Here is a 20444-nt window from a genome sequence, read left to right on the forward strand (position 1 = left end):
GAATGCAAATGGTTTTTACTTAAATAATATTTTGAAAAATGGTACAGTAGTAAAACAAAGCTGATCTTTTTTATTTCTCTTGCATTGTTTTATAGTATCGGCCTTTTTCAACATATTCCGTTCTGATTCTTTCCATGTCCCGTATGTCTTCTTCTGTCAGCCGGCGGATAACCTTTGCGGGCCGGCCGAACGCAAGACAGCCGGGAGGAATGGTTTTGCCCGGAGGAACGAGACTTCCGGCGCCGATAAACGCGCCTTCTCCGATTTCCGCCCCGTCAAGAATGACGGAGCCCATACCGATTAAAGCATTCTTTCTGATGATTGCGCTGTGCAGTGTAACCTGATGGCCGATCGTGACGTCATCTTCAATAAGAAGCGGGCGGTTCGGGCTTTGATGCAGACAGCTCAAGTCTTGTATGCTGACTCTTTTTCCGATCCTTGTCGGCGCAACATCCCCCCGGATGACTGCCGAGAACCAGATGCTCGATTGTTCTCCGATCACGACGTCGCCCGTTATGACGGCGTTATCTGCAATGAACGCTTCAGGATGTATGTCCGGCGTAAATTGTTTATAAGGGTAGATTATCATGTCTCATCCTTCTTTCTCTAAATTTATGTAAGAGGTGAACTGCATGTGGACTTGGAAAGCAGACAGGCCCGTCGGTACCATTGTCATTATCCACGGGGCGAGCGAATACCACGGGCGTTATAAATGGCTCGTTGAAATGTGGAGATCTTCCGGATATAACGTGGTGATGGGCGATTTGCCCGGTCAGGGAACGTCGACCCGCGCCAGAGGGCATATTCGCTCTTTCCAAGAATACATTGATGAAGTAGATATATGGATTGATAAAGCGAGAACGCTTGAAGCGCCCGTTTTCCTTTTGGGCCACAGCATGGGCGGACTGATTGCGATAGAATGGTTTAAGCAGCAGAGAAATCCCCGCATTACGGCACTCATTTTATCATCACCTTGTCTGGGTCTGCAAATAAAAGTCAATAAAGTCCTTGATTTTGCGTCTAAAGGACTGAACGTCCTCGCTCCGTCCCTCAGAGTGGATTCCGGCTTATCACCTGATATGGCAACGAGGAATGCGGATATGATTGAAGCGGATCAAAACGATTCTTTATATGTCACGAAGGTATCCGTAAGATGGTACAGAGAGCTTTTAAAAACCATTGATGCCGCTATGGTGCCGACTGATGCGTTTTTAAAGGTGCCGCTTTTGCTTATGCAGGGCGGTGATGACAAAATCGTCGATAAAATGAAGGTCCGCAAATGGTTTTCCGGTGTGGCTTCCCATAATAAATCGTACCGGGAATGGGAAGGGCTTTATCATGAAATTTTTAATGAACCGGAAAGAGAAACTGTGTTTAAGGCGGCAAAAGCCTTTACAGATCAGTATATTTGAATTCGCTGGGGGTGCATATGTTGACAGTACCGGAACATCCTTTTAACCTTATGGCAAAAGTGTATCGGGAAATTTTTCCGCTCGTTCATCAGGAATTGAACATGTGGCGGGAAAAATCAGATTCCATTAAAAATACCGAACTGCGGCAGCAGGCGGCCGCAAGTATCCGCGATAAGTCGTTTCATTGTGAAGGAGGCGGCATTTTAGCCCTGCTTTCGGGAGAGCAGAAACAGAAATGCGTGCAATTTATCATCGCGTATCAGACAATCAGTGATTATCTGGACAATCTGTGCGACCGCAGCACCTCGCTTGATCCGGAGGACTTCCGCATGCTTCATCTTTCCATGCGTGACGCGCTGACGGTCGGTGCCGAGGTGCGGCCGTACTATCAGTACAGAGAGGAGCGGGATGACGGCGGTTATCTTCATGAACTGGTCAGAACATGCCAGCGGGTGCTCGGGTCAATAGAACATTACGGTATCATTAAACCTTATTTGCTTGAACTGTGTGATTATTATTGCGATCTTCAGGTTCATAAGCATGTCGTTGAGCATGAACGGGTTCCGAGGCTTAAAGCCTGGTTTGAGCAGTACAGGTCGCAGCTTCCGGAAATGGAGTGGTTTGAATTCTCGGCCTGCGCCGGATCGACGTTAGGCATTTTCTGTCTCGTTGCTTACTCATTCCAGCCTGATTTTAACGAACATACCGCTGAGAAAATCCGCAGCAGTTATTTTCCGTACATACAAGGCCTGCATATACTGCTTGATTATTTAATTGACCAGGAAGAAGATCTGCTTGAAGGCGATCTGAATTTCTGTACGTATTATCAGTCTCATGAAGAAATGATGCAGAGACTGCAGCATTTTATTGAAAAAGCGGATGAACATTTGCAAGGCATTCCGCATGAAAATTTTCACCGGCTGATCAACAGGGGGCTGCTCGGCGTCTATTTATCCGATGACAAAGTCGCCGGCCAAAAAGAAATGGGCCGCCTCGCGCGAAAGCTGATCAGGGCAAGCGGAAAAACGTCATTTTTCTTTTATATCAACGGAAGAGCCTACCGCAAATTTCAGAAGATGGCTTGGACGAAAAGTTCGTAATGGGTGAACTGCGCCTCTCGTGTACATCATGACGGCGCAGTTTTTTATTTATGATGTGAAGAATGAAACATTGTGTGCGCCTGCAGAATATGATACTTTAATTTTATGAAAAAATTAAAGTATTTAGCGGTCATAGCATTACTTTCCATTTCCGGAGGCTGCTCCGTCACCCATGCTTCCGCCGGCTATCATCCTGTCTTGATAGCGCACAGGGGCTCTTCTGCGATTGAGCCGGAACATACCGCTTTGTCTTATGCACGTGCGATTAAAGACAAAGCAGATTATATTGAGATAGACTTACGGGAGACGAAGGACGGCCGTCTGATTGCAATTCACGATAAAACGGTAGACCGGACAACAGATGGTAAAGGGATGACAGATGATCTGTCTTTGGCTCAGATTAAGAAACTGAATGCGGGAAAAGGAGAAAAGATTTTAACATTAGAAGAAATCATACAGAAATTCGGACAAACTGCCAATTACTATATTGAGACAAGAGAAAGCAACGGCAGCCTGGTGATGGAAAAGAAACTGATTGACATATTACAAAAACATAAGCTGATTTCCGGCCATAAAGCAGTCATTGAGTCTTTTAGCGGGAAGAGCTTAAAGAAAGTTCGTTCTATGAATAAAAAAGTTCCTCTTGTTCGATTATTAAAAGATAACGAGGCTGAGGAGATAAATGATAAGCAGCTGCAAACCATCAGAACGTATGCTGATACAGTCGGGATCAACGCCAAATTGGCAAATGAAGCAGTCGTGAAGCGCATTCATCACAATAAGATGAAAGTGCACGTGTTTTTTGATAAGGAAGACGAGCATACGCTGACGCCTATTATGCTGAAACAAAAAGCAGATGGTGTCTTTACGAACAATCCCGCTTATACACGCAGCGTGCTGCAAAACAGTAAATAAAAAGAGACATGCGCATTTTACGCTGTCTCTTTTTTTAACGGTTTCTTTTTTGCCGCAAGGTGCATTGCGAATTTGCCGATCAGCCCGATGACAAAAAATGCAGCAAACCACCAGTAATAGGTTTTCGCGAACTCAAATCCTAAATGTCTTGATAAAATGATGACAAACATCACATAGGGAACACTTGAAAATATGATGCGAAGAATATTCAAATTGCCGCTCCTCCCAGATGTTACACTTAAAAGATGAACTTTTTTCCATTATTTCATAGTAATTGATTTTTCTTGAAAAGTAAATACAAAAAGAATCGGCCCGCTTATGACAGGCCGATTCTTTATTTGCCGGCAGATTTCTTTTCAATCGCTATAATAAACGGCGGGTCGTTTTGCTGGTTGAGAAAGCCGTAGCTCAGCACGCGGGCTTTTTCCTGATCAAGATTGCTGCAGTATTCCAGTAATGCACTTTTTTCCGTCTTGCCTTCAGGATGCCCGTGGTACACAACGAGAACGATCAGCCCGTTCTCCTTCAGCAGTTCAAGGAGCTGTTCGATCGCGGAAATGGTTGAGTGACCGTTTGTCGTAATGCTTTTATCGCCGCCTGGCAGATAGCCGAGATTAAAGACGGCGCAAGCCACACGACCGTGCGCATCTTCAGGCAGCGATGCCTTTATTTGATCATGGCTTTTATGGTGAAGCGTGACGCGCGGGCCGAAGTCGGCACCGAGCCGCTCCTTCGTTTTAGCGAGTGCGTCCGCTTGAATATCAAAGGCATGGACATGTCCTGTCTCACCGACAAGGCCGGCCAGAAAATATGTATCATGTCCGTTGCCCATCGTCGCGTCAACCGTGATATCACCTTCCTGTGCGGCGGACTTCAGCAATTCTTTACTGAAAGGGAGGATGTGCATCAAGGTCATAGGGCGGTCTCCTCCCCGGTCTTTCTGAAGAGCTTTCCTTGATAGCTTCCCCGTGTTTCCAGCTCTTTTTGAATGGCGCCCAGTACTTCCCACTTATTGACGCTCCACATCGGCCCGACCATTAATTCGATTGGCCCGTCTCCCGTAATGCGGTGAACGATCATTTCCGGGGGAATGATTTCGAGCTGATCACATACAAGACTTACATATTCTTCTTGAGAAAGGAACTCCAGCTTTCCTTTTTCATATTGCTTCACCATCGGTGTGCCTTTTAATAAGTGAAGCAGGTGAATTTTAATGCCTTGCACATCCAAATCAGCGACGGCTTTGGCCGTCTCCATCATCATGTCCCTGTTTTCAAGCGGAAGCCCGTTAATGATATGGGAACAAACGCGGATGCCGTGTTTTCTCAGTTTATTGACACCCTCAACATAGCAGTCAAAATCATGGGCGCGGTTGATCAGGAGTGCGGTCCGTTCATGCACGGTCTGCAGCCCGAGTTCAACCCACAAATAGGTCCGCTCATTCAGTTCTGCCAAATATTCCACGACATCGTCCGGCAGGCAGTCCGGACGGGTCGCGATAGACATGCCGACAACGCCGTCAAGCTTGAGGACGGATTCAAATTTTTCACGCAGCTCCTCTACCGGGGCATGCGTATTCGTGAACGCCTGGAAATATGCGATATATTTACCGTCTTTCCACTTTTCGTGCATACGGTTTTTGATATCGTGAAATTGCGTGAGTAAGTCATCGGCCCGGTTGCCGGCAAAATCGCCGGAGCCCGCCGCGCTGCAGAATGTGCAGCCGCCGTGTGCAACCGTGCCGTCCCGATTCGGGCAGTCAAAACCGCCGTCAAGCGCGACTTTAAACACTTTATGCCCGAAATGCTCCCGCAGATGATAATTTAATGTATGGTACCGTTTTTCCGTATTTGAATAAGGAAAAGGGTTATTCTCGTTCAATGTTCAAAAAGCCTCCCTCACATCAGATGCATCCTAAAATTGTAGCATGAATGATGGGGCGGAACAATGAAACAATTATGGAACGGTCAAGGCGTAATATCTACCTGGTTTTTCTGTTGTTGTTTTAATCGTTTTGGAGAAATATCACTGAACAATGCAAAAATAATTCCTAAAATAAGAATTACACTGCCTACTTTGAATGTATTATTAAAACTGTCACTTATTTTTTCATTATATAAATTTGAAATTTTTTTCTGGATAGCGATAACTTCCTTCTTTTGAGTATTGAAACTTTTTTGTACCTTTTCTTTATATGGATCCGGGGTTATAGAAAGAATTTCTTCCTCTTTTTTGTTTAATTCAGCAATACTTTTTCTTCGATCGAAACCTTTACTGTCTGAATGCTTTAAGTGAGTTATTATCTCGTTTTTTGCATTTTTATCAAAAACCTGATTGTTTTCCACAATTGTTATGGCTTCTTTTTTTGCAGAAGCTGTGTGATCATTTATATTCATTGTAAGCACAGATGTAAGTATGGCAATGCCTAGCGCTTGTCCAACTGTCCGCATCATATTAAGAATACCTGAGGCAATACCTACTTTCTCAGGAGGAATAAGCCGTATCCCTGAACTCATTGCCGGTCCTATCACAAGCCCTAAAGCTAAGCCGGTCAAACATAACAGAATAACTACCGTTGTTACAGAACTGTCGTATCGTATGTATCCATATAAATATGTTGTGATTGTTAAACCGAGCATACCTAGACCCGAAAGCCAAATGCCCCCGAGTTTATCAGATAGCTTTCCAGAAAGTACAGAGGTAAACATAGATGATAGAGCTAATGTAGAAACAATTAACCCCGCTTCTAATTCAGTTTTTCCCATTAAATTCGTGAGGAGTAAAGTAATAATAAGGGTACCGCTTGTTAATCCAAGGCCCTGCATAAAGAGGGTGAAAGAACTGAAACTAAACGTACGTATCTTCAGCATGGATAAGGGAATCATCGGGTTTTTAATTTTAGATTCAATAAAGAAAAACAAACAGAATAATAATACAGAGATTACAAAAAGAGAGATAATTAATGGTGATGACCAGCCTAAATCAGATACTTTTGCAAAGCCAAAGGTTAAACAGAAGAGAGCTCCGGATAAAATAAGAATCCCCATGTAATCAATTTTTTTACTCACTGTTTCATCATAACTCTCAGTAATAAAAAATGCTGCTAAAAAAAGAGAAATCAGGCCTAAAGGAATATTTATGAAGAAGATAGCTTGCCAATTAAAATTTTCAGTTAATAATCCTCCAAGTACAGGTCCTAAAGTAGCTGCTAATCCTGAGAAAGCCCCCCAGATTCCAATGATCAATCCTTTTTTATTTTGAGGAACGATGGCCAAAGCAATAGGCATTGTAACTGGCACAATGAAAGCAGCAGATAATCCCTGAATCACTCTAATTGTGATAAGCATTTCAATTGAAGTGCTCAAACAGGCAATAACTGATGTCAAAATAAAAAGTGCTAATCCAAACATAAAAGCTTTTTTTCTTCCAAAATGGTCTGCCAGCTTTGATGCACCTACTAATAAAACTGCAAAAGCTAAAGTATAACCTGTAGCCACCCAAGCTACTTGAGAAAGGTTGCTCGAAAAGTAATCCAGCATCTTAGGTAATGCAATATTTACTATAGTGGTGTCCATTACCGAAATGAATGTACCTAATAATAATGCAGATAACATAATTAATTTTTTGAAATTCAAAACTACAACCTCCATCAGATATTAATCTAAATTAAAATTCGATATATATCTAAAAACATGATAAATGCAATCTTAAGAGGTGTCAATATTATTCATAAATTGTTTTTTCATCTACTTATCTCGAAATCATATTTTTATAATTCAACAATTTTGTAACTTGAAATAACTCAATAAGAGCTTAAATGGACCTGTAAACTAGCTGAGATGATTAAGGATTTCTGAAGAGTATGACATGAGGAGAATACTTAGCATGAGGTGAAGCAAGTCTAATAAATCTAGGACTGCTCATGATAATGCTCAGTCAGGTAAGTGCTAATTAGAAATGAATATTCTTTGAAAGTTTCCTTTTGATTGATAATATTAAAAATGTAAAATGTCTGGCATGAAGATAGTACAACGTTTTCCTTTGTGGAAAAAGACTTTATGGGGTGTGAAAAAGTGCGGTTAATAATAAATGACAGTGTTTCAGAATTCTTTGACAAGATATCCTCTATTCTATTCTTAAAACACGAGGAATTCTTCAAAGATTATACAACCAAATTGGGTTTGAATTTAGATAATGAATATTTTGTATTATTAGATGATCTTAAAAGAATAAAAGAGTTAGATAGTGAGTTTTTAAATTTTTATTTTGGCAGCTTTTGCGACTACAAAGATGTTAGGAATGCAAATATTTTTTGTTTAGCCACAACATTTTTTAAAATACCACAAATTTACACGAAAGATTTTTTTGAAATTATTGATTATTTGTCTGCAGTTACAGAAGAAGAGATAAGAAAAAATATTTTAGAGTCTCTAATTTATTTACAAGGAGATCTTAAAACCGAAACATCTACCCAACAGTATTTAAATGATAGGGAAAGTTTATTTGAGCTACTTAATAATCTAAATATAAAGCCCGGATACAAGTGGATCATATTTAAGGTAATGAAATCTCCTAAAACTTATGTAGATCAATTTTGCAATAAATTAATGTTGGTGAATGGTTATCTTAACGAGGCGATTTATAATTTAATTAAATTCAGAGATGAGTGGATGAATCAATTAAAAAACATAAATATAGATTTTCCAAAAAAGATAATCAGTACGTTAAAAGGTAAGGAATACTTATCTTGTAATTATATTAATATATATCCAACACTTTTACCTTGCACTGCAACTATTACGAAAAGTGAAGATAACATTTATGTTGGACTGGGTTATAAAGTTGATAAAATATTTGAAAATACATTAGAGAAAGCAGAGATTAATCACATCATTGATTTTTTGAAGCTTTTATCGGATAAAAGTAAGTTCAAGATATTAATCTTACTTAGTCATAAAAAAATGTATGCTAATGAGATTGCTGAACAGCTAAATTTAACCAACGCAACCATTTCACACCATATGAGAATTTTAACATTGCAAGGTTTAGTTGAAAGTACGAGAAATCAAAATAAAACATACTATTATCTTAATTCTTCAAAATTCGATTCACTTTTGAACGGTTTGTTGAAAAAATTTAAAGCTGTTCCAGTCTTAGATGGGGATGAGTAAGTTTTATAGTTGGTGTTAGTTTCGGGATGATAATTAAAGCTAATAAAAACAGATCTAAAAAATTTGATGAATCCCGGGTGTTTTACACAAAAAAGATAATTTAATGGTGAACAATTTAAAGCGAACCGAAGATCTTGTGGGTGATGTGGAAAAATTATGATGTTTTTAATAAAAGAAGAATTAAGTTATCGTTTTAAAATGAAGGATTTTTATAAAGACTTCATTCTGTCTTGATTAAGTTTTACATTTAATCGTATTTTATGCCATCTCTGTCTTGTGAATGAATTACCTGATATTTCTTGTGAGAATTAATTTGGAATAAGAAATACTATTGATATGACATTATCAATAGGAGGACTGTTTAATGGCAACAAGACAATCAGTAGATGAACATCTCCAAAGAAGCGAACAGGCGTATGAATTTGCGAATGAGCAATTTATGACCGCTTCAAAACAAGAGCATTATAATGATAATGAGTACAGTGAAGCGCAAATGATGCTTGAAAACGCGGTGAATGAATTAAACAAGCTGTCATTATCTGCGAATGATCAGCAAAGAGAGCAGCTTTACCGAATGAGATTGCAGCTGCAGACCTTGCAAAACAACATGATTTTGCAGCGTAATTTTGATTACTGACCGCGCCGTTTCAAATGGTTCAGCAAACCTGCCGGAATCCCGGCGGGTTTTTTTGTATTTCTTTTAAAAAAGAATTGACAATAGGCCTGAGTGTGTTTATTGTATTACGTGTACTACTTGATGTAATACACATAAAACACTCAAAAAATGAATCGACATATAAATGTTAAGCATAGGGAAGGGGAACTTTCATGAAAAACAAAAGATCCGTAAAACAAGATGTGCCTCTTATTATCGCCGCTTCGGTTTTAGCCAGCAGTCTGTTTGTCGTTCTTGTCGTCATCGGTTTTCAATGGCAGAACATTTAAAGAAAGAGAGCAGCTCGTAAAAGAAAGAAGGGAAGTAAATGATTCAAATCGATCCGAGAAGCTCAACTCCGATTTATGAGCAGATCATACAGCAATTGAAAGAGCTTTGTTTAAAAGGGATCATGAAGCCGGGGGATAAACTTCCTTCTGTCAGGGAATTGGCAACGATCATTATCGCCAATCCGAACACAGTCAGCAAAGCGTACAAGGAGCTCGAACGCGATGGTGTCATTGAAACGCTGAGGGGAAGAGGAACGTATATATCGGAGAATGCAAAAACGACATTGGTTGAAGGGAAGATGACGATGATAAAAGAGCAATTGAAACAGCTCATCATCGATGCCCATTACGCGGGAGTTGAGCTGGAGAAGCTGCAGGAATGGATAAAGGAAATCAGCGCTGATGTGAAAGGAGGAAAGGATCATGATTGAATTGCGGAATCTCTCAAAAACGATAGACGGTAAAGAAGTGCTCAAGGATATTTCGCTCACCATCGGAAAAGGGGAAATCTTCGGACTGCTCGGGCGGAACGGATCAGGGAAAACAACACTGCTCCGGCTCATTCAGCAGATTCTGCTTCCGGATCAAGGGACGGTTTTATTTAATCAGGTGGAAATAAAGCGTCATCCGAAAGTCAAACAGAACATTATTTATATGCCTGTTGAAAATCCTTTTTATGACAAGTATACATATAAACAGCTTGTTGCGATTGTAAGCAGAATCTATCCGAATTTTGATGTGACTTACGCCAATGAGCTGATGAACAGGTACGGCATTCCGGAAACGAAGAAATATCGTGAATTATCCACAGGCCTGAAAAAACAGCTTGCGCTCGTCCTTGCCTTTGCTTCACGCCCGGCTCTTATCCTTTTGGATGAACCGACGGACGGAATTGACGCCGTAACGCGTCATGACGTGCTTCAGCTTATGGTGGATGAAGTAGCTGAACGGGAAACGAGCATTCTGATTACCTCACACCGTTTAGAAGATATTGAGCGAATGTGCAACCGGATCGGGTTTTTGGAAGGAAATCAGCTGACGAATGTGATGGACTTGGATGATATGAAGGAAGAGTACATGAAAATCCAAATGGCATTTGAAGAGGACGTCGCCTTGAAGATCAGAGAACAAAATATACCGATTCTCGACCATGCCGGTGTGTTTTATACGGTGCTGATTCAAAAGAACGATGACAAGAAAAAGAACTTTCTGCAAGAGCTGCAGCCGAAAGTATGGAACGAACTTCCTGTGAACTTAGAAGAAGTCTTCATCGCGAAGTTTGGAGGGAACCGGAGATGGTAGACAGGGGATTGCTGTACAGGGAATGGGTGCAGAATCGAACTGTTCTTGTGATGGTCGGCATTTTTTTAGCGGCGGTCAATCCATTTGAAGTGTTAAATACCTATCTGGTTTATCAAGGCTGTCTGGACACCCACGAAGCATATTGTAAGTTTTATGTGAATTCTTTGGATAGCGGAATGCTGAACTTAAACTGGGCGCCCGCTGTGATTTTGGCGGTTTGCTTATTCGGACTGGAACGTACGAAAGGAACGATTGATGCGCTTTTCAGTCTGCCTTATTCCCGCGCTCAGGTGTTTCACACTAAATTTTGGCTCGGAGCGGCGGTCATTACCGGCGCTCAGGTGATCGGCTACGGGCTGGCTGAGCTGCTCATTCTTCTGTTAAAGCCTGAGCGCGTATATTTCTTCCACCATTACAGCGTCGGAGAGATTATTGTGAGTGTTTTGGCTTTTACATTGGTTGCGAGCGCGGGCTGCTTAACGGGGAATACTTTTGCCCAGCTGTTAACGGCGTTTGCCGTGTCGATAGCGCCTTACCTGATTATTACGTTGCCGCTGACAAATGCGGAAGTTATCTTCAGGGTCGGCATGCATGAGCTGATGCCATCAGTCAATGCTTACCTAAACGATTCGTTTCAATATCTGATTCCGATCATGTATGTTAATACGGACTGGGTATCTGCCAGCAAGTATATATTAATCATTCCGGCAGTGATGAGCATTGTATTTTATGCCATCGGGTACTTTTGCTATGTCAGGCAGCCGGTGGAACGGAACGGCCGTTTTTTTCTCTGGAGACAGCTTGACCGGCCCATTCAGATTGTGGTGATCATCATCGCCGTTCTCGGTTTTGGCCTGGCGGGGTACTCGACGGGACATACGATGACAGGGTATGTGGCCGGGATGCTGGTCGGAGGAGCGATCGGATTTTTGGTCAGTTATTTTGTGATTTATAAAAAAACGAAGCATGTGTAAGAGAGGAGGACCGGAATGATACCGCGGGGATTGTTGTACACAGAATGGAAAAAAAATCAGTGGTTGTTTTTATGCAGCGGCATTCTTTTAATGGCGGCAAACCCTTTTATGGTTTATAACAACTACTCAACATATCAAGAATGTTTGAATAACCCAGCTCTTCAAGATTGTGAATTCGTTGTCAATTATACGAATGGGTCGCCTCTTTCCTTCAGCTGGGTTGTGAGTGTCATCATTGCTGTCTTCTTATTAGGCTTGGAACGGACAAAGGGAACGATGGATGCTTTGTTAAGCATGCCTTACAGCAGAGGCCAAATCTTTCAGACGAAATTCTGGCTCGGCGGGGCAGTCATTGTTGTTCCTCAGGCGATAGGCTATGGAGCGGCGTCATTGCTGATATCTTTGCTGAAACCGAGCCATACGTACGATTTTGATCATTTTTCAATCGGAATGATTGTCATCAGTTTTATGGCTTACGCCTTGTTAATGGCATCCGGAGCAATAACGGGACATATATTCGCCCAGCTGTTAACGGCGTTTACCGTAACGATTCTGCCTTTTTTACTCATCGGTCTGCCGGCCGCGAATTTGGAGGTCGTTTTCGATTTTAGTGTCGGAGATCAATTTTCTTTTATCAGCAGTTATATCGAATCCCGTCTTTTTATATTTATAACCCCTATTGGATATGTGTTTAACGACTGGATCAGAGAAAGAGATTTGATTTTAATCATTCCGATTGTGATGAGCCTTGTCTTTTATCTGATCGGTTACGTCAGCTTTCTGAAACATCCGAATGAACGGAACGGCAGATTCTTTCTTTGGAGAAAATTGGACCGGCCGGTGCAGATCTTGGTGATTGCGTTTGCCGTTATGGGTTTCGGCGTTTTCGGATATGGGGTCACAGACACGATGTTCGGCTATTTAGCCGGCATTATCTTCGGCGCGGTTATCGGGTTTTTCATCAGTTATTTTACGGTTTACAGACAGTCAAAGCATATGTAGATCCGTTTGAAAATGAGCAGTTTGGAGGAAGGCAAGGTGCCGATTAGCGGTTTGCTTTATAAAGAATGTAAGCAGCGGCAGACGCTGCTGCTGCTTACAGCGGGGTTCTTATCTATCTTAGGCCCTTTGGCAATTATAAATGAGTATTTTCACTATAAGGATTGTTTACGTGCACTTCAGCTGTACCCGGGGTCAGTTTGTACATTCAGCATCGATTACATCAATTATCGGAATTTGATTGGGCTTCATTTCATTCCGCCGGTTGTTATGGGGCTTTTTCTGATAAGAGGAAGCCGGTCTGAAAGGATGTTTACACTGAGTCTTCCGTATTCGAGAAGCCGGATATTTCATACGAAGTTTTTCTTGGGAGCAGCCGTGTTAGCCGGCTCGCAGTTTGTTTCTTACGGAGTATCCGACATATTGTTCCTAGCGCTTAAACCTGACGCTGTCCATCATTTTCAATCATTCAGCGCAGGGATGCTGGTCATCAGCTTGATGATTTACGCATTAGTGACAGCTGCCGGCACGATAACGGGCAATTTAGCGGCGCAGCTGATCACAGCGTTCACGGTTTCCGTCTTTCCGATCGTGGTTATGACGATTTATCTGTTAAACGCCGAGTTCCTTTTTGGCAGGCAGGCTGTGCCGGATATTGATTTCCCTTGGAGCGGATTTCTGATCTATTTCATGCCTGCCGCTTACATCCATACATCATGGATGTATTACATGAAACACGCATTGTTCATCTCCGCATTAATGGGATTTTGTTTCTATCTATTCGGCTATGTGAATTTCCTGAAAATGCCGAATGAACGAAGCGGACATTTTATCCTGAGCAAACACATTGAACGCATCATTCAAGTGCTCGTCATGTCGCTCAGTATGCTGGGAAGTGCGGGGGTATGCGGATATGCTTATAACGGTTCGTATACCGGTTACATATTCGGCATGCTCATCGGTGCGATTATCGGGTTTTTCATCAGTTATTACTTCATCTATAAAAAAACGAAACAGATATAAGGGGGAGTGGTGTACGTGATAGAGGTACAGCATATCGATCATTCATTTAAAATCGGCAGGAAAGGCAGAGAGAGTGAGGTTCCGGTACTGAAGGATGTCTCTTTGACCGTTGAAAAAGGGGAAATTGCCTGTATCGTCGGGCGGAGCGGTTCCGGAAAATCAACGCTTCTGAATTTAATTTCGGGATACATAGCGCCGACAAAGGGCCGTATCGTCATTAACGGCACTGATGTGACGGGTTTCAATGAAAAAGAGTGGGCGCAGTTCCGCCTCGGGCATTTCGGCTTTATTTTTCAAAGCTTTCAGCTCATCCCGAGTCTGACAACCTATGAAAATGTTGAAATGCCGCTTGCCTTAAAAGGCGTCAAACCGTCTGAACGCAAGCAGAAAGTCGCGGATATGCTGAAACGGGTCGGACTTGAAAATCATGCGAATCATTATCCGAATGAGCTGTCAGGCGGCCAGCAGCAGCGTGTCAGTATCGCAAGAGCCCTCATTTTAAATCCGTCAATTATTTTAGCCGATGAGCCGACGGGAAGCCTCGATTCAGAAACGGAACTTGAGGTGCTTGCTTTAATTCAGCAGCTGAACCGGGAGCGCGGGATTACATTTGTCATCATTACGCATGACGATGAAGTCGCTTCGATCGCGCATTCAAAATTCCAGCTGCATGACGGTGTATTAAAAGGGGGCGTTACTGTTGAGATTTAAGGATCAGATTCACTTTATCAGAAGAAATATGAAGAAAAACCGGCTGCGTGTTTTCATGACGGTGCTGGCGACGACAATGGCGTGCGCGTTTTTAGTGGTGCTGGCTTCCGTCGGATTCGGCATCCAAAAAACGATTACAGACATTACGATGAGCCAGCAGATTGTTACGGAAATCAATGTGCTCGGCCAAGAGAACGGAAAAGCCGTGAAGAAATCAGACTTGGAAAAGTATAAAAATGTCAAGTCTGTCGTTGAGAGAACACAAGTGTATGAACCGAACAAAGCGTCATTGGGAAACCGAACAAATGAAGATTCAGCCATTGTGCTGACAAACATGAAAGATGAAGTCAAAGCCAATATGGAGCTTGATCAGGGAAGAGTCGCCCGTACAGAGAATGAAATCGTGGTCGGCTATGATTTTGCGAAGAACCTATTGACGAAAAAAGAGGCTGACGCTTACGACAAAGAGTTAAAGGATCACCAAGGCGACATGTCGGAGGTGAAAAAACCAAAAGGCTATACGAAAGACCTGCTTAATAAAACGATACAGCTGAGCATCTCCAAAACAAACAAAGACGGAGACGTTGAAAAAACGAAAACGTACGACTTCAAAGTAGTCGGAATTACAAAAAAACCGTCCCAAGATTGGATGGAGGATACAAATATTTTTGTGAGTGATCAATTCAAGAAAGACTTCTCGACATTCTTGGATCTGAAGAATGGAAATGCGGAAAAAAGCATCAATGTGTATGCGGACAAATTCGATCATGTCGATCAGCTTACCCATGACCTCACGGATGACGGCTTTTATGTCAGATCTGTCACAACCGAGCTGAAGGGCGTCAACACCTTTTTCCTCGTCTTTAAAATCGGCCTGATCTTTGTCGGCTTTATCGCCGTCGTGATTTCAGCCATCGGTATTTTCAATACGATGACGATGGCGGTGACGGAACGAACGCAGGAAATCGGGATTATGAAAGCGATCGGCGCAAGCCCGTCCATCATCCGCAGAATGTTCCTGATGGAAAGCGCCTATATCGGGATATTAGGTTCTGTCATCGGGATTATCATTTCTTACGGAGTGAGTTTTGCCGTCAATCTGGCTGTGCCGGTTATTTTGAAAGCGGTAGGGGGAAATACCGGAGCTGAAGATCTTCATTATACCTTCTCCTACATCCCGCTCAGCCTCGTTGTGATCGCAGTTGTCATTTGTGCGGGGGTCGCGGTGATTTCCGGTATGAATCCGGCCCGCAAAGCGACAAAAACCAACGTTCTGACCGCATTAAGAAGAGAACTGTAAAGGAAAAAAGCCGGCTGGACATCAGCCGGTTTTTCCTCTATCTATCAGAAAAGGGCGGATACCATGTTTCACATTTTGTTAATAGAAGATGATAACACTTTGTTTCACGAGATGAAGGAGAGATTAACGGGCTGGTCATTTGCGGTGCACGGAATAAAGGATTTCAGCCGGGTCATCCGGGAGTTTACCGAAATTAAGCCTGATTTGGTGATCATTGATGTACAGCTGCCGAAATTTGACGGCTTTCATTGGTGCAGAATGATACGCTCCCAATCAAACGTGCCGATTCTCTTTTTGTCCTCGCGCGATCATCCCGCGGATATGGTCATGTCGATGCAGCTCGGAGCAGATGATTTTATTCAGAAGCCTTTTCACTTTGATGTGTTAATCGCGAAAATACAGGCGGTGTTCCGCCGTGTGCACCAATACGGCACAGAACCGGCGCTGATGAAAAGATGGTGCGGGGCGGTCATTGACACAGAAACCAACACGGTCAGCCGTAAAAACGGTTCGGTCGAACTGACCAAAAACGAAATGCTGATCTTAAAACTGCTGGCTGAGCAGAAAAATAAAATCGTCAGCCGGGAAGAACTCATCAGAAGCCTATGGAATGATGAGCGTTTCGTCAGTGATAATACGCTGACGGTGAATGTCAACCGGCTGCGGAAAAAACTCGATCAATTAGGCATCGGGAAAATGATTGAAACCAAGGTGGGACAGGGATACATCGCAAAGGAAGAAGACGGTCTTTATGATTAAATCATTTCTGCTTGAAAGAAAAAGCTGGATCGCGATGTTTCTTTTGCAGCAGGCTGTGCTCCTTTTTGCGGCATATATTGATCCGTCTATTCCGTTTTTTTCGGTGCTGTATTTTGTTTACCTGTCGCTTCTTGTGTTTCTTGTATTTCTCTTGTTCCGCTATCGTAAAGAGACCGCCTATTATAAAAGCTTAAGAGAGTGGGACGCCAATTTAGACATGTCTTATCTTAAAGCGCCTGACAGTCCGTTTGAGTCTATCGTTGAAGAAAGCATTGAAGGGCAGACAGAGCAATTACGAAAAAGCTCACTTGATCTTCAGGCGGCGTCAGAGCATGAAAAGGATGATCTGATGTCATGGATTCACGAGGTCAAAACACCGCTGACAGCGATGCATCTCATGATCGAGCGCCTTGATGAACAGCCGCTGAAACCCCCTTTGCTGTATGAATGGCTGCGGATTCACCATCTCCTGGACCAGCAGCTTCATCAGAAACGATTGTCCTTTATTGAAAATGATTTATCATTCCAGCGCATTCAGCTCAGACCGCTCGTTTTCAAAGAAATTAAAAACCTGCAATCATGGTGCATACAAAAAGGGATCGGGTTTGACATTCAGCTTGATTCGCCGGACGTTCACAGTGACGGAAAATGGCTTTCCTTCATCATCAGGCAGCTGTTAAGCAATGCCGTCAAATACAGTGAAGCGGATGACATTACCGTAAAAAGCTATGAACAAAACGGCCGGGTGCATGTCGATATCGAAGACCGCGGCATCGGCATCGAGCCCAAAGATCTTCCGCGCATTTTTGAAAAAGGATTTACCTCGACGCGAATGAGGCGAGATCACGCGTCAACGGGGATGGGCCTGTATTTGGCTCAAAAAGCCGCGGCTCCGCTTCTCATCCAGATCAGCGTGCGCTCTGAGCCGGAAAGCGGCACGGTTTTTACCTTGGTGTTTCCAAAACAGAACGATGCCGTCAGCATGTTCAGCGTGTGACAAAAGTGTCACATGCTTTTCTCTTTTGTTCGCTTAATCAAACGAAAAAAACGGCTTCTGTTTTTAAAATAAAGATAACCAATGTAAAAGGAGAATCATAACGTGATGATTTTAGAAGCAGGCAATATCCAAAAAAGCTACGGAAACAAGCTGAATAAACAAGAGGTGCTGAAAGGAATTGATCTTCAGATTCACAAAGGGGAATTCGTCAGCATTATGGGCCCGTCAGGATCAGGGAAAACGACCCTTTTGAATGTGCTTTCCTCCATTGATAAAGTGAGCGCGGGCACCATTAAACTGAACGAGACGGAGATTACATCCATGAAAGAAAAACAGCTTGCCGAATTCAGAAAACGGCATCTCGGCTTTATTTTTCAGGATTATAATTTATTGGACACGCTGACCGTGAAGGAAAACATACTCCTGCCGTTATCCATTACGAAAATGTCTAAGAAAGAGGCGGACCTGCGATTTGCCGAGACGGCAGAGGAGCTTGGGATCTATGATTTGAGACATAAGTATCCGAGTGAAATTTCCGGCGGACAAAAACAGCGGACGTCTGCCGCAAGAGCTGTTATTCACGAGCCGGGCATTATTTTTGCTGATGAGCCGACCGGAGCGCTCGATTCAAAGGCTGCCACGGATTTATTGAATAAACTCAGCCGCCTGAATCAAAAACGCCGCGCCACCATTGTGATGGTGACGCATGATCCGGTTGCCGCCAGCTATTCCGGACGTGTGGTTTTCATTAAAGACGGCCGTGTGTATACGCAGCTGAATAAAGGCGGTCAGGACAGACCGGACTTTTTTCAGGATATTATGAAAACGCAAAGTGTATTGGGCGGGGTTCAGGCATGAGTATTCATCATTTGATCTTCCAGAACCTGAAAAAGAATATGAAAAACTATTATCTTTACGTTTTTGCGCTGGTGTTCAGCGCCGCCCTTTATTTCGCGTTTGTCACGATGCAATACGATCCTGCGCTTGATGAAATGAAAAGCTCCATAAAAGGAGCGGCGGCAATCCGGGCCGCCTCTGTACTGCTTGTGGCGATCGTGTCGGTATTTCTTTTATACGCCAACACCATTTTTATTAAACGGCGCGGCCGGGAAATCGGCTTATTCCGATTAATCGGCATGACGAAAATGCACATTTTCCGCATACTCAGCGCAGAAAATTTCATTTTGTATTTCGGATCGATTTGGATCGGTATTTTTGCCGGCTTTTCCCTCTCGAAATTATGTATGATGATGCTGTTTCATACAGTCGGTGTGAAAGCCTCTGTATCACTGTTTTTTTCAAGCAAGGCGCTCGTTCAGACGTTAATTGTGTTCGGGGCAATTTACGTGCTGATTATGATGATGAATTACTTATTTATTAAACGGCAAAGCATTTTGTCTTTATTTAAAACCGCGTCATCGTCAGAAAGCGGCATAAGACGGCTTTCTTGGGTGCAGATGTTGATCGGCGTTGTCGGTATTGCGGCCATTATCGCCGGCTATGCCGTGTCCGCGGATTTATTCGGAGGCAGTTTTACGAGCATGAATGAACTGTTTTCGGCCATGGTGTTTATTCTCGGCTCGGTCATTATCGGAACCTATCTGTTTTATAAAGGTTCGGTCAGCTTTCTGGCAAATCTCATCCGGAAATCAAAAGGCGGGTATCTGAATGTCAGTGAAGTGCTGTCTTTGTCATCCATCATGTTCCGGATGAAGTCAAACGCCGTATTGCTGACGATTATTACGACTCTTTCGGCGCTGGCAATCGGTTTGCTGTCTTTAAGCTATATCTCGTACTACTCCGCGGAAAAATCGGCTGAGCAAAATACAGCCGCGGACTTTGCGTTTGATAACCAAAAGGAGACTGACTCTTTTACCGCTTTATTGAAGAAAAACGGAATTGAACACAAAGTAAAAACAATCAAGACCATTCAAGCCGGTGTCAATATGAAGAACATTATAAACGGCGACATGAAAAGCTTTCAACAAGACCCGTCCAGCCTGGCGCTGCCGATTATAAGCGAGAAAGACGCAGAAGGGACGGAGCTTTCTGACGGAGAAGCCGTGTTTACCGGATATAATGATATGATGAAAAGATTTCTCGACCTGAAAACGTCGGGTTCCATTGATATAAACGGCAAAACGGATAAAATACCGCTGGCGTATAAGGGCTTGAAGAACGACTTCCTCCTGTCATATACATTTACAAGCGGAGGGCTGCCGACCGTTATCGTCACGCAGCAGGTATTCGACCGGATCGAGAAAGATATCGACCCGTCCATCCAGGGAAAATCAAATCGGTTTTTCGGCATTACACTCAAACGAGAAGAGGACATCCAAAAAGCTGATGGTCTGTTTCAGGCGCAGCACTATTCAGACGGTGCGCTTTCACAATTTGAAACGGCTGACACGCAAAAGAAAAACATGGGGCTGATCATGTTTATTGTCGGCTTTTTGGGATTAACCTTTTTGATCACCTCAGGCTGTATCCTTTATTTTAAACAAATGGGCGAGTGTGAGGATGAGAAGGCTGATTATACGATATTGCGGAAGCTCGGCTTCACAACGGGAGATCTGCTGAAAGGCATCCGCCGGAAGCAGGCGTATCATTTCGGGATTCCGCTCGTTCTCGGGCTGTTCCACAGCTATTTTGCCGTTCAGTCAGGATGGTTTTTATTCGGAACGGAAGTGTGGACGCCGATGATCATCGTCATGGCGCTGTATACGCTGCTGTACTCCATCTTCGGCATGCTGTCGGTGCTGTATTATAAAAAGGTCATTCAATCCGCCTTGTAAAACAATTGAGGAGCCTCCGCATAAGCGGAGGCTTTTTTTGT

At 43.0% G+C, this 20444-nt stretch carries 21 protein-coding genes; 16 read left to right on the top strand and 5 right to left on the bottom strand.

The annotated features are described in order from the left end of the window. Positions 1 to 70: 70 nt before the first annotated feature. Positions 71 to 586 (bottom strand): gamma carbonic anhydrase, encoded by a 516-nt coding sequence (locus C5I45_RS05350; RefSeq protein WP_025853382.1) that lies wholly within the window; start codon positions 584 to 586, stop codon positions 71 to 73. Between the two features lie 46 nt (positions 587 to 632). Here C5I45_RS05350 and C5I45_RS05355 point away from each other — a divergent pair, with 46 nt between their 5' ends. The 3 genes from C5I45_RS05355 to C5I45_RS05365 all read left to right on the top strand — a co-directional run bounded on the left by C5I45_RS05355 (position 633) and on the right by C5I45_RS05365 (position 3427). Next, the gene (locus C5I45_RS05355) at positions 633 to 1412 is read left to right on the top strand and encodes an alpha/beta hydrolase (RefSeq protein ID WP_003152261.1); all 780 of its coding nucleotides are present in this window, start codon (positions 633 to 635) and stop codon (positions 1410 to 1412) included. A gap of 20 nt (positions 1413 to 1432) precedes the next feature. Beyond that, positions 1433 to 2512, top strand: coding sequence for a tetraprenyl-beta-curcumene synthase family protein (locus tag C5I45_RS05360; RefSeq protein ID WP_003152263.1), 1080 nt, complete (start codon positions 1433 to 1435; stop codon positions 2510 to 2512). 105 nt (positions 2513 to 2617) lie between these two features. Next, positions 2618 to 3427, top strand: a complete 810-nt coding sequence (locus tag C5I45_RS05365) for a glycerophosphodiester phosphodiesterase family protein (protein WP_003152264.1) — start codon at positions 2618 to 2620, stop codon at positions 3425 to 3427. Between the two features lie 17 nt (positions 3428 to 3444). Here the strand turns inward: C5I45_RS05365 and C5I45_RS05370 are convergent, their stop codons facing one another. The 4 genes from C5I45_RS05370 to C5I45_RS05385 form a co-directional block, all read right to left on the bottom strand. Then, a complete protein-coding gene (locus C5I45_RS05370) occupies positions 3445 to 3639 on the bottom strand; it encodes a hypothetical protein (protein ID WP_003152265.1) in 195 nt (64 codons plus the stop codon). Positions 3640 to 3761: 122 nt separating this feature from the next. Beyond that, positions 3762 to 4343: a tRNA 5-(aminomethyl)-2-thiouridylate-methyltransferase MnmM gene (locus C5I45_RS05375; RefSeq protein WP_025853375.1), complete on the bottom strand. Its 582-nt coding sequence runs from the start codon at positions 4341 to 4343 to the stop codon at positions 3762 to 3764. Then, a complete protein-coding gene (locus tag C5I45_RS05380; RefSeq protein WP_003152268.1) occupies positions 4340 to 5308 on the bottom strand; it encodes a tRNA modification radical SAM protein MnmL/YtqA in 969 nt (322 codons plus the stop codon). The genes C5I45_RS05375 and C5I45_RS05380 overlap by 4 nt, the downstream gene beginning before the upstream one ends. A gap of 86 nt (positions 5309 to 5394) precedes the next feature. Beyond that, on the bottom strand, positions 5395 to 7062 hold the full coding sequence (locus C5I45_RS05385; protein ID WP_063174653.1) for an MFS transporter: 1668 nt from the start codon (positions 7060 to 7062) through the stop codon (positions 5395 to 5397). A gap of 423 nt (positions 7063 to 7485) precedes the next feature. On the opposite strand from C5I45_RS05385, the gene C5I45_RS05390 reads away from it, so the two are divergent. The 13 genes from C5I45_RS05390 (at position 7486) to C5I45_RS05450 (ending at position 20403) form a co-directional block, all read left to right on the top strand. Continuing rightward, entirely contained in the window at positions 7486 to 8598 is a 1113-nt protein-coding gene (locus C5I45_RS05390; RefSeq protein WP_071543366.1) for an ArsR/SmtB family transcription factor, read from the top strand. A 364-nt stretch (positions 8599 to 8962) separates the two neighbouring features. Further along, positions 8963 to 9235, top strand: a complete 273-nt coding sequence (locus tag C5I45_RS05395; RefSeq protein ID WP_003152272.1) for a YtzC family protein — start codon at positions 8963 to 8965, stop codon at positions 9233 to 9235. Between the two features lie 346 nt (positions 9236 to 9581). Next, a complete protein-coding gene (gene ytrA / locus C5I45_RS05400) occupies positions 9582 to 9974 on the top strand; it encodes a GntR family transcriptional regulator YtrA (RefSeq protein WP_003152275.1) in 393 nt (130 codons plus the stop codon). Then, positions 9967 to 10845 (top strand): ABC transporter ATP-binding protein, encoded by an 879-nt coding sequence (locus C5I45_RS05405; RefSeq protein ID WP_025853367.1) that lies wholly within the window; start codon positions 9967 to 9969, stop codon positions 10843 to 10845. The genes ytrA and C5I45_RS05405 overlap by 8 nt, the downstream gene beginning before the upstream one ends. Next, the gene (locus tag C5I45_RS05410) at positions 10839 to 11819 is read left to right on the top strand and encodes an ABC-2 transporter permease (protein WP_043867359.1); all 981 of its coding nucleotides are present in this window, start codon (positions 10839 to 10841) and stop codon (positions 11817 to 11819) included. Before C5I45_RS05405 ends, C5I45_RS05410 begins: the two co-directional genes overlap by 7 nt. A 15-nt stretch (positions 11820 to 11834) precedes the next feature. Next, positions 11835 to 12821: an ABC transporter permease gene (locus tag C5I45_RS05415; protein WP_032857344.1), complete on the top strand. Its 987-nt coding sequence runs from the start codon at positions 11835 to 11837 to the stop codon at positions 12819 to 12821. A gap of 36 nt (positions 12822 to 12857) precedes the next feature. After that, positions 12858 to 13841 carry a hypothetical protein gene (locus C5I45_RS05420; protein ID WP_025853362.1) on the top strand — a complete coding sequence of 328 codons (984 nt, stop codon included), beginning with the start codon at positions 12858 to 12860 and terminating at the stop codon, positions 13839 to 13841. A 15-nt stretch (positions 13842 to 13856) separates the two neighbouring features. Next, the gene (locus tag C5I45_RS05425; protein ID WP_003152281.1) at positions 13857 to 14552 is read left to right on the top strand and encodes an ABC transporter ATP-binding protein; all 696 of its coding nucleotides are present in this window, start codon (positions 13857 to 13859) and stop codon (positions 14550 to 14552) included. After that, positions 14542 to 15852: an ABC transporter permease gene (locus C5I45_RS05430; protein ID WP_003152283.1), complete on the top strand. Its 1311-nt coding sequence runs from the start codon at positions 14542 to 14544 to the stop codon at positions 15850 to 15852. Before C5I45_RS05425 ends, C5I45_RS05430 begins: the two co-directional genes overlap by 11 nt. Positions 15853 to 15915: 63 nt before the next feature. Continuing rightward, entirely contained in the window at positions 15916 to 16611 is a 696-nt protein-coding gene (locus tag C5I45_RS05435) for a response regulator transcription factor (protein ID WP_014305616.1), read from the top strand. After that, complete coding sequence (locus C5I45_RS05440) at positions 16604 to 17608, top strand: sensor histidine kinase (protein WP_024085706.1); 1005 nt, start codon at positions 16604 to 16606, stop codon at positions 17606 to 17608. Before C5I45_RS05435 ends, C5I45_RS05440 begins: the two co-directional genes overlap by 8 nt. Before the next feature lie 102 nt (positions 17609 to 17710). Next, on the top strand, positions 17711 to 18466 hold the full coding sequence (locus C5I45_RS05445) for an ABC transporter ATP-binding protein (RefSeq protein WP_015387828.1): 756 nt from the start codon (positions 17711 to 17713) through the stop codon (positions 18464 to 18466). Next, positions 18463 to 20403 (top strand): FtsX-like permease family protein, encoded by a 1941-nt coding sequence (locus C5I45_RS05450; RefSeq protein WP_003152291.1) that lies wholly within the window; start codon positions 18463 to 18465, stop codon positions 20401 to 20403. Before C5I45_RS05445 ends, C5I45_RS05450 begins: the two co-directional genes overlap by 4 nt. Positions 20404 to 20444: the final 41 nt, after the last annotated feature.

Source organism: Bacillus sp. ZY-1-1 (assembly GCF_003047165.1).
GTDB classification, from domain to species: domain Bacteria; phylum Bacillota; class Bacilli; order Bacillales; family Bacillaceae; genus Bacillus; species Bacillus velezensis.

Coding starts and splice junctions, on each gene's coding strand:
- C5I45_RS05355 (WP_003152261.1), top strand. CDS start 633: ATGTGGACTTGGAAAGCAGACAGGCCCGTCGGTACCATTGTCATTATC.
- C5I45_RS05365 (WP_003152264.1), top strand. CDS start 2,618: ATGAAAAAATTAAAGTATTTAGCGGTCATAGCATTACTTTCCATTTCC.
- C5I45_RS05375 (WP_025853375.1), bottom strand. CDS start 4,343: ATGACCTTGATGCACATCCTCCCTTTCAGTAAAGAATTGCTGAAGTCC.
- C5I45_RS05390 (WP_071543366.1), top strand. CDS start 7,486: ATGGGGTGTGAAAAAGTGCGGTTAATAATAAATGACAGTGTTTCAGAA.
- C5I45_RS05395 (WP_003152272.1), top strand. CDS start 8,963: ATGGCAACAAGACAATCAGTAGATGAACATCTCCAAAGAAGCGAACAG.
- ytrA (WP_003152275.1), top strand. CDS start 9,582: ATGATTCAAATCGATCCGAGAAGCTCAACTCCGATTTATGAGCAGATC.
- C5I45_RS05405 (WP_025853367.1), top strand. CDS start 9,967: ATGATTGAATTGCGGAATCTCTCAAAAACGATAGACGGTAAAGAAGTG.
- C5I45_RS05410 (WP_043867359.1), top strand. CDS start 10,839: ATGGTAGACAGGGGATTGCTGTACAGGGAATGGGTGCAGAATCGAACT.
- C5I45_RS05415 (WP_032857344.1), top strand. CDS start 11,835: ATGATACCGCGGGGATTGTTGTACACAGAATGGAAAAAAAATCAGTGG.
- C5I45_RS05435 (WP_014305616.1), top strand. CDS start 15,916: ATGTTTCACATTTTGTTAATAGAAGATGATAACACTTTGTTTCACGAG.
- C5I45_RS05440 (WP_024085706.1), top strand. CDS start 16,604: ATGATTAAATCATTTCTGCTTGAAAGAAAAAGCTGGATCGCGATGTTT.
- C5I45_RS05450 (WP_003152291.1), top strand. CDS start 18,463: ATGAGTATTCATCATTTGATCTTCCAGAACCTGAAAAAGAATATGAAA.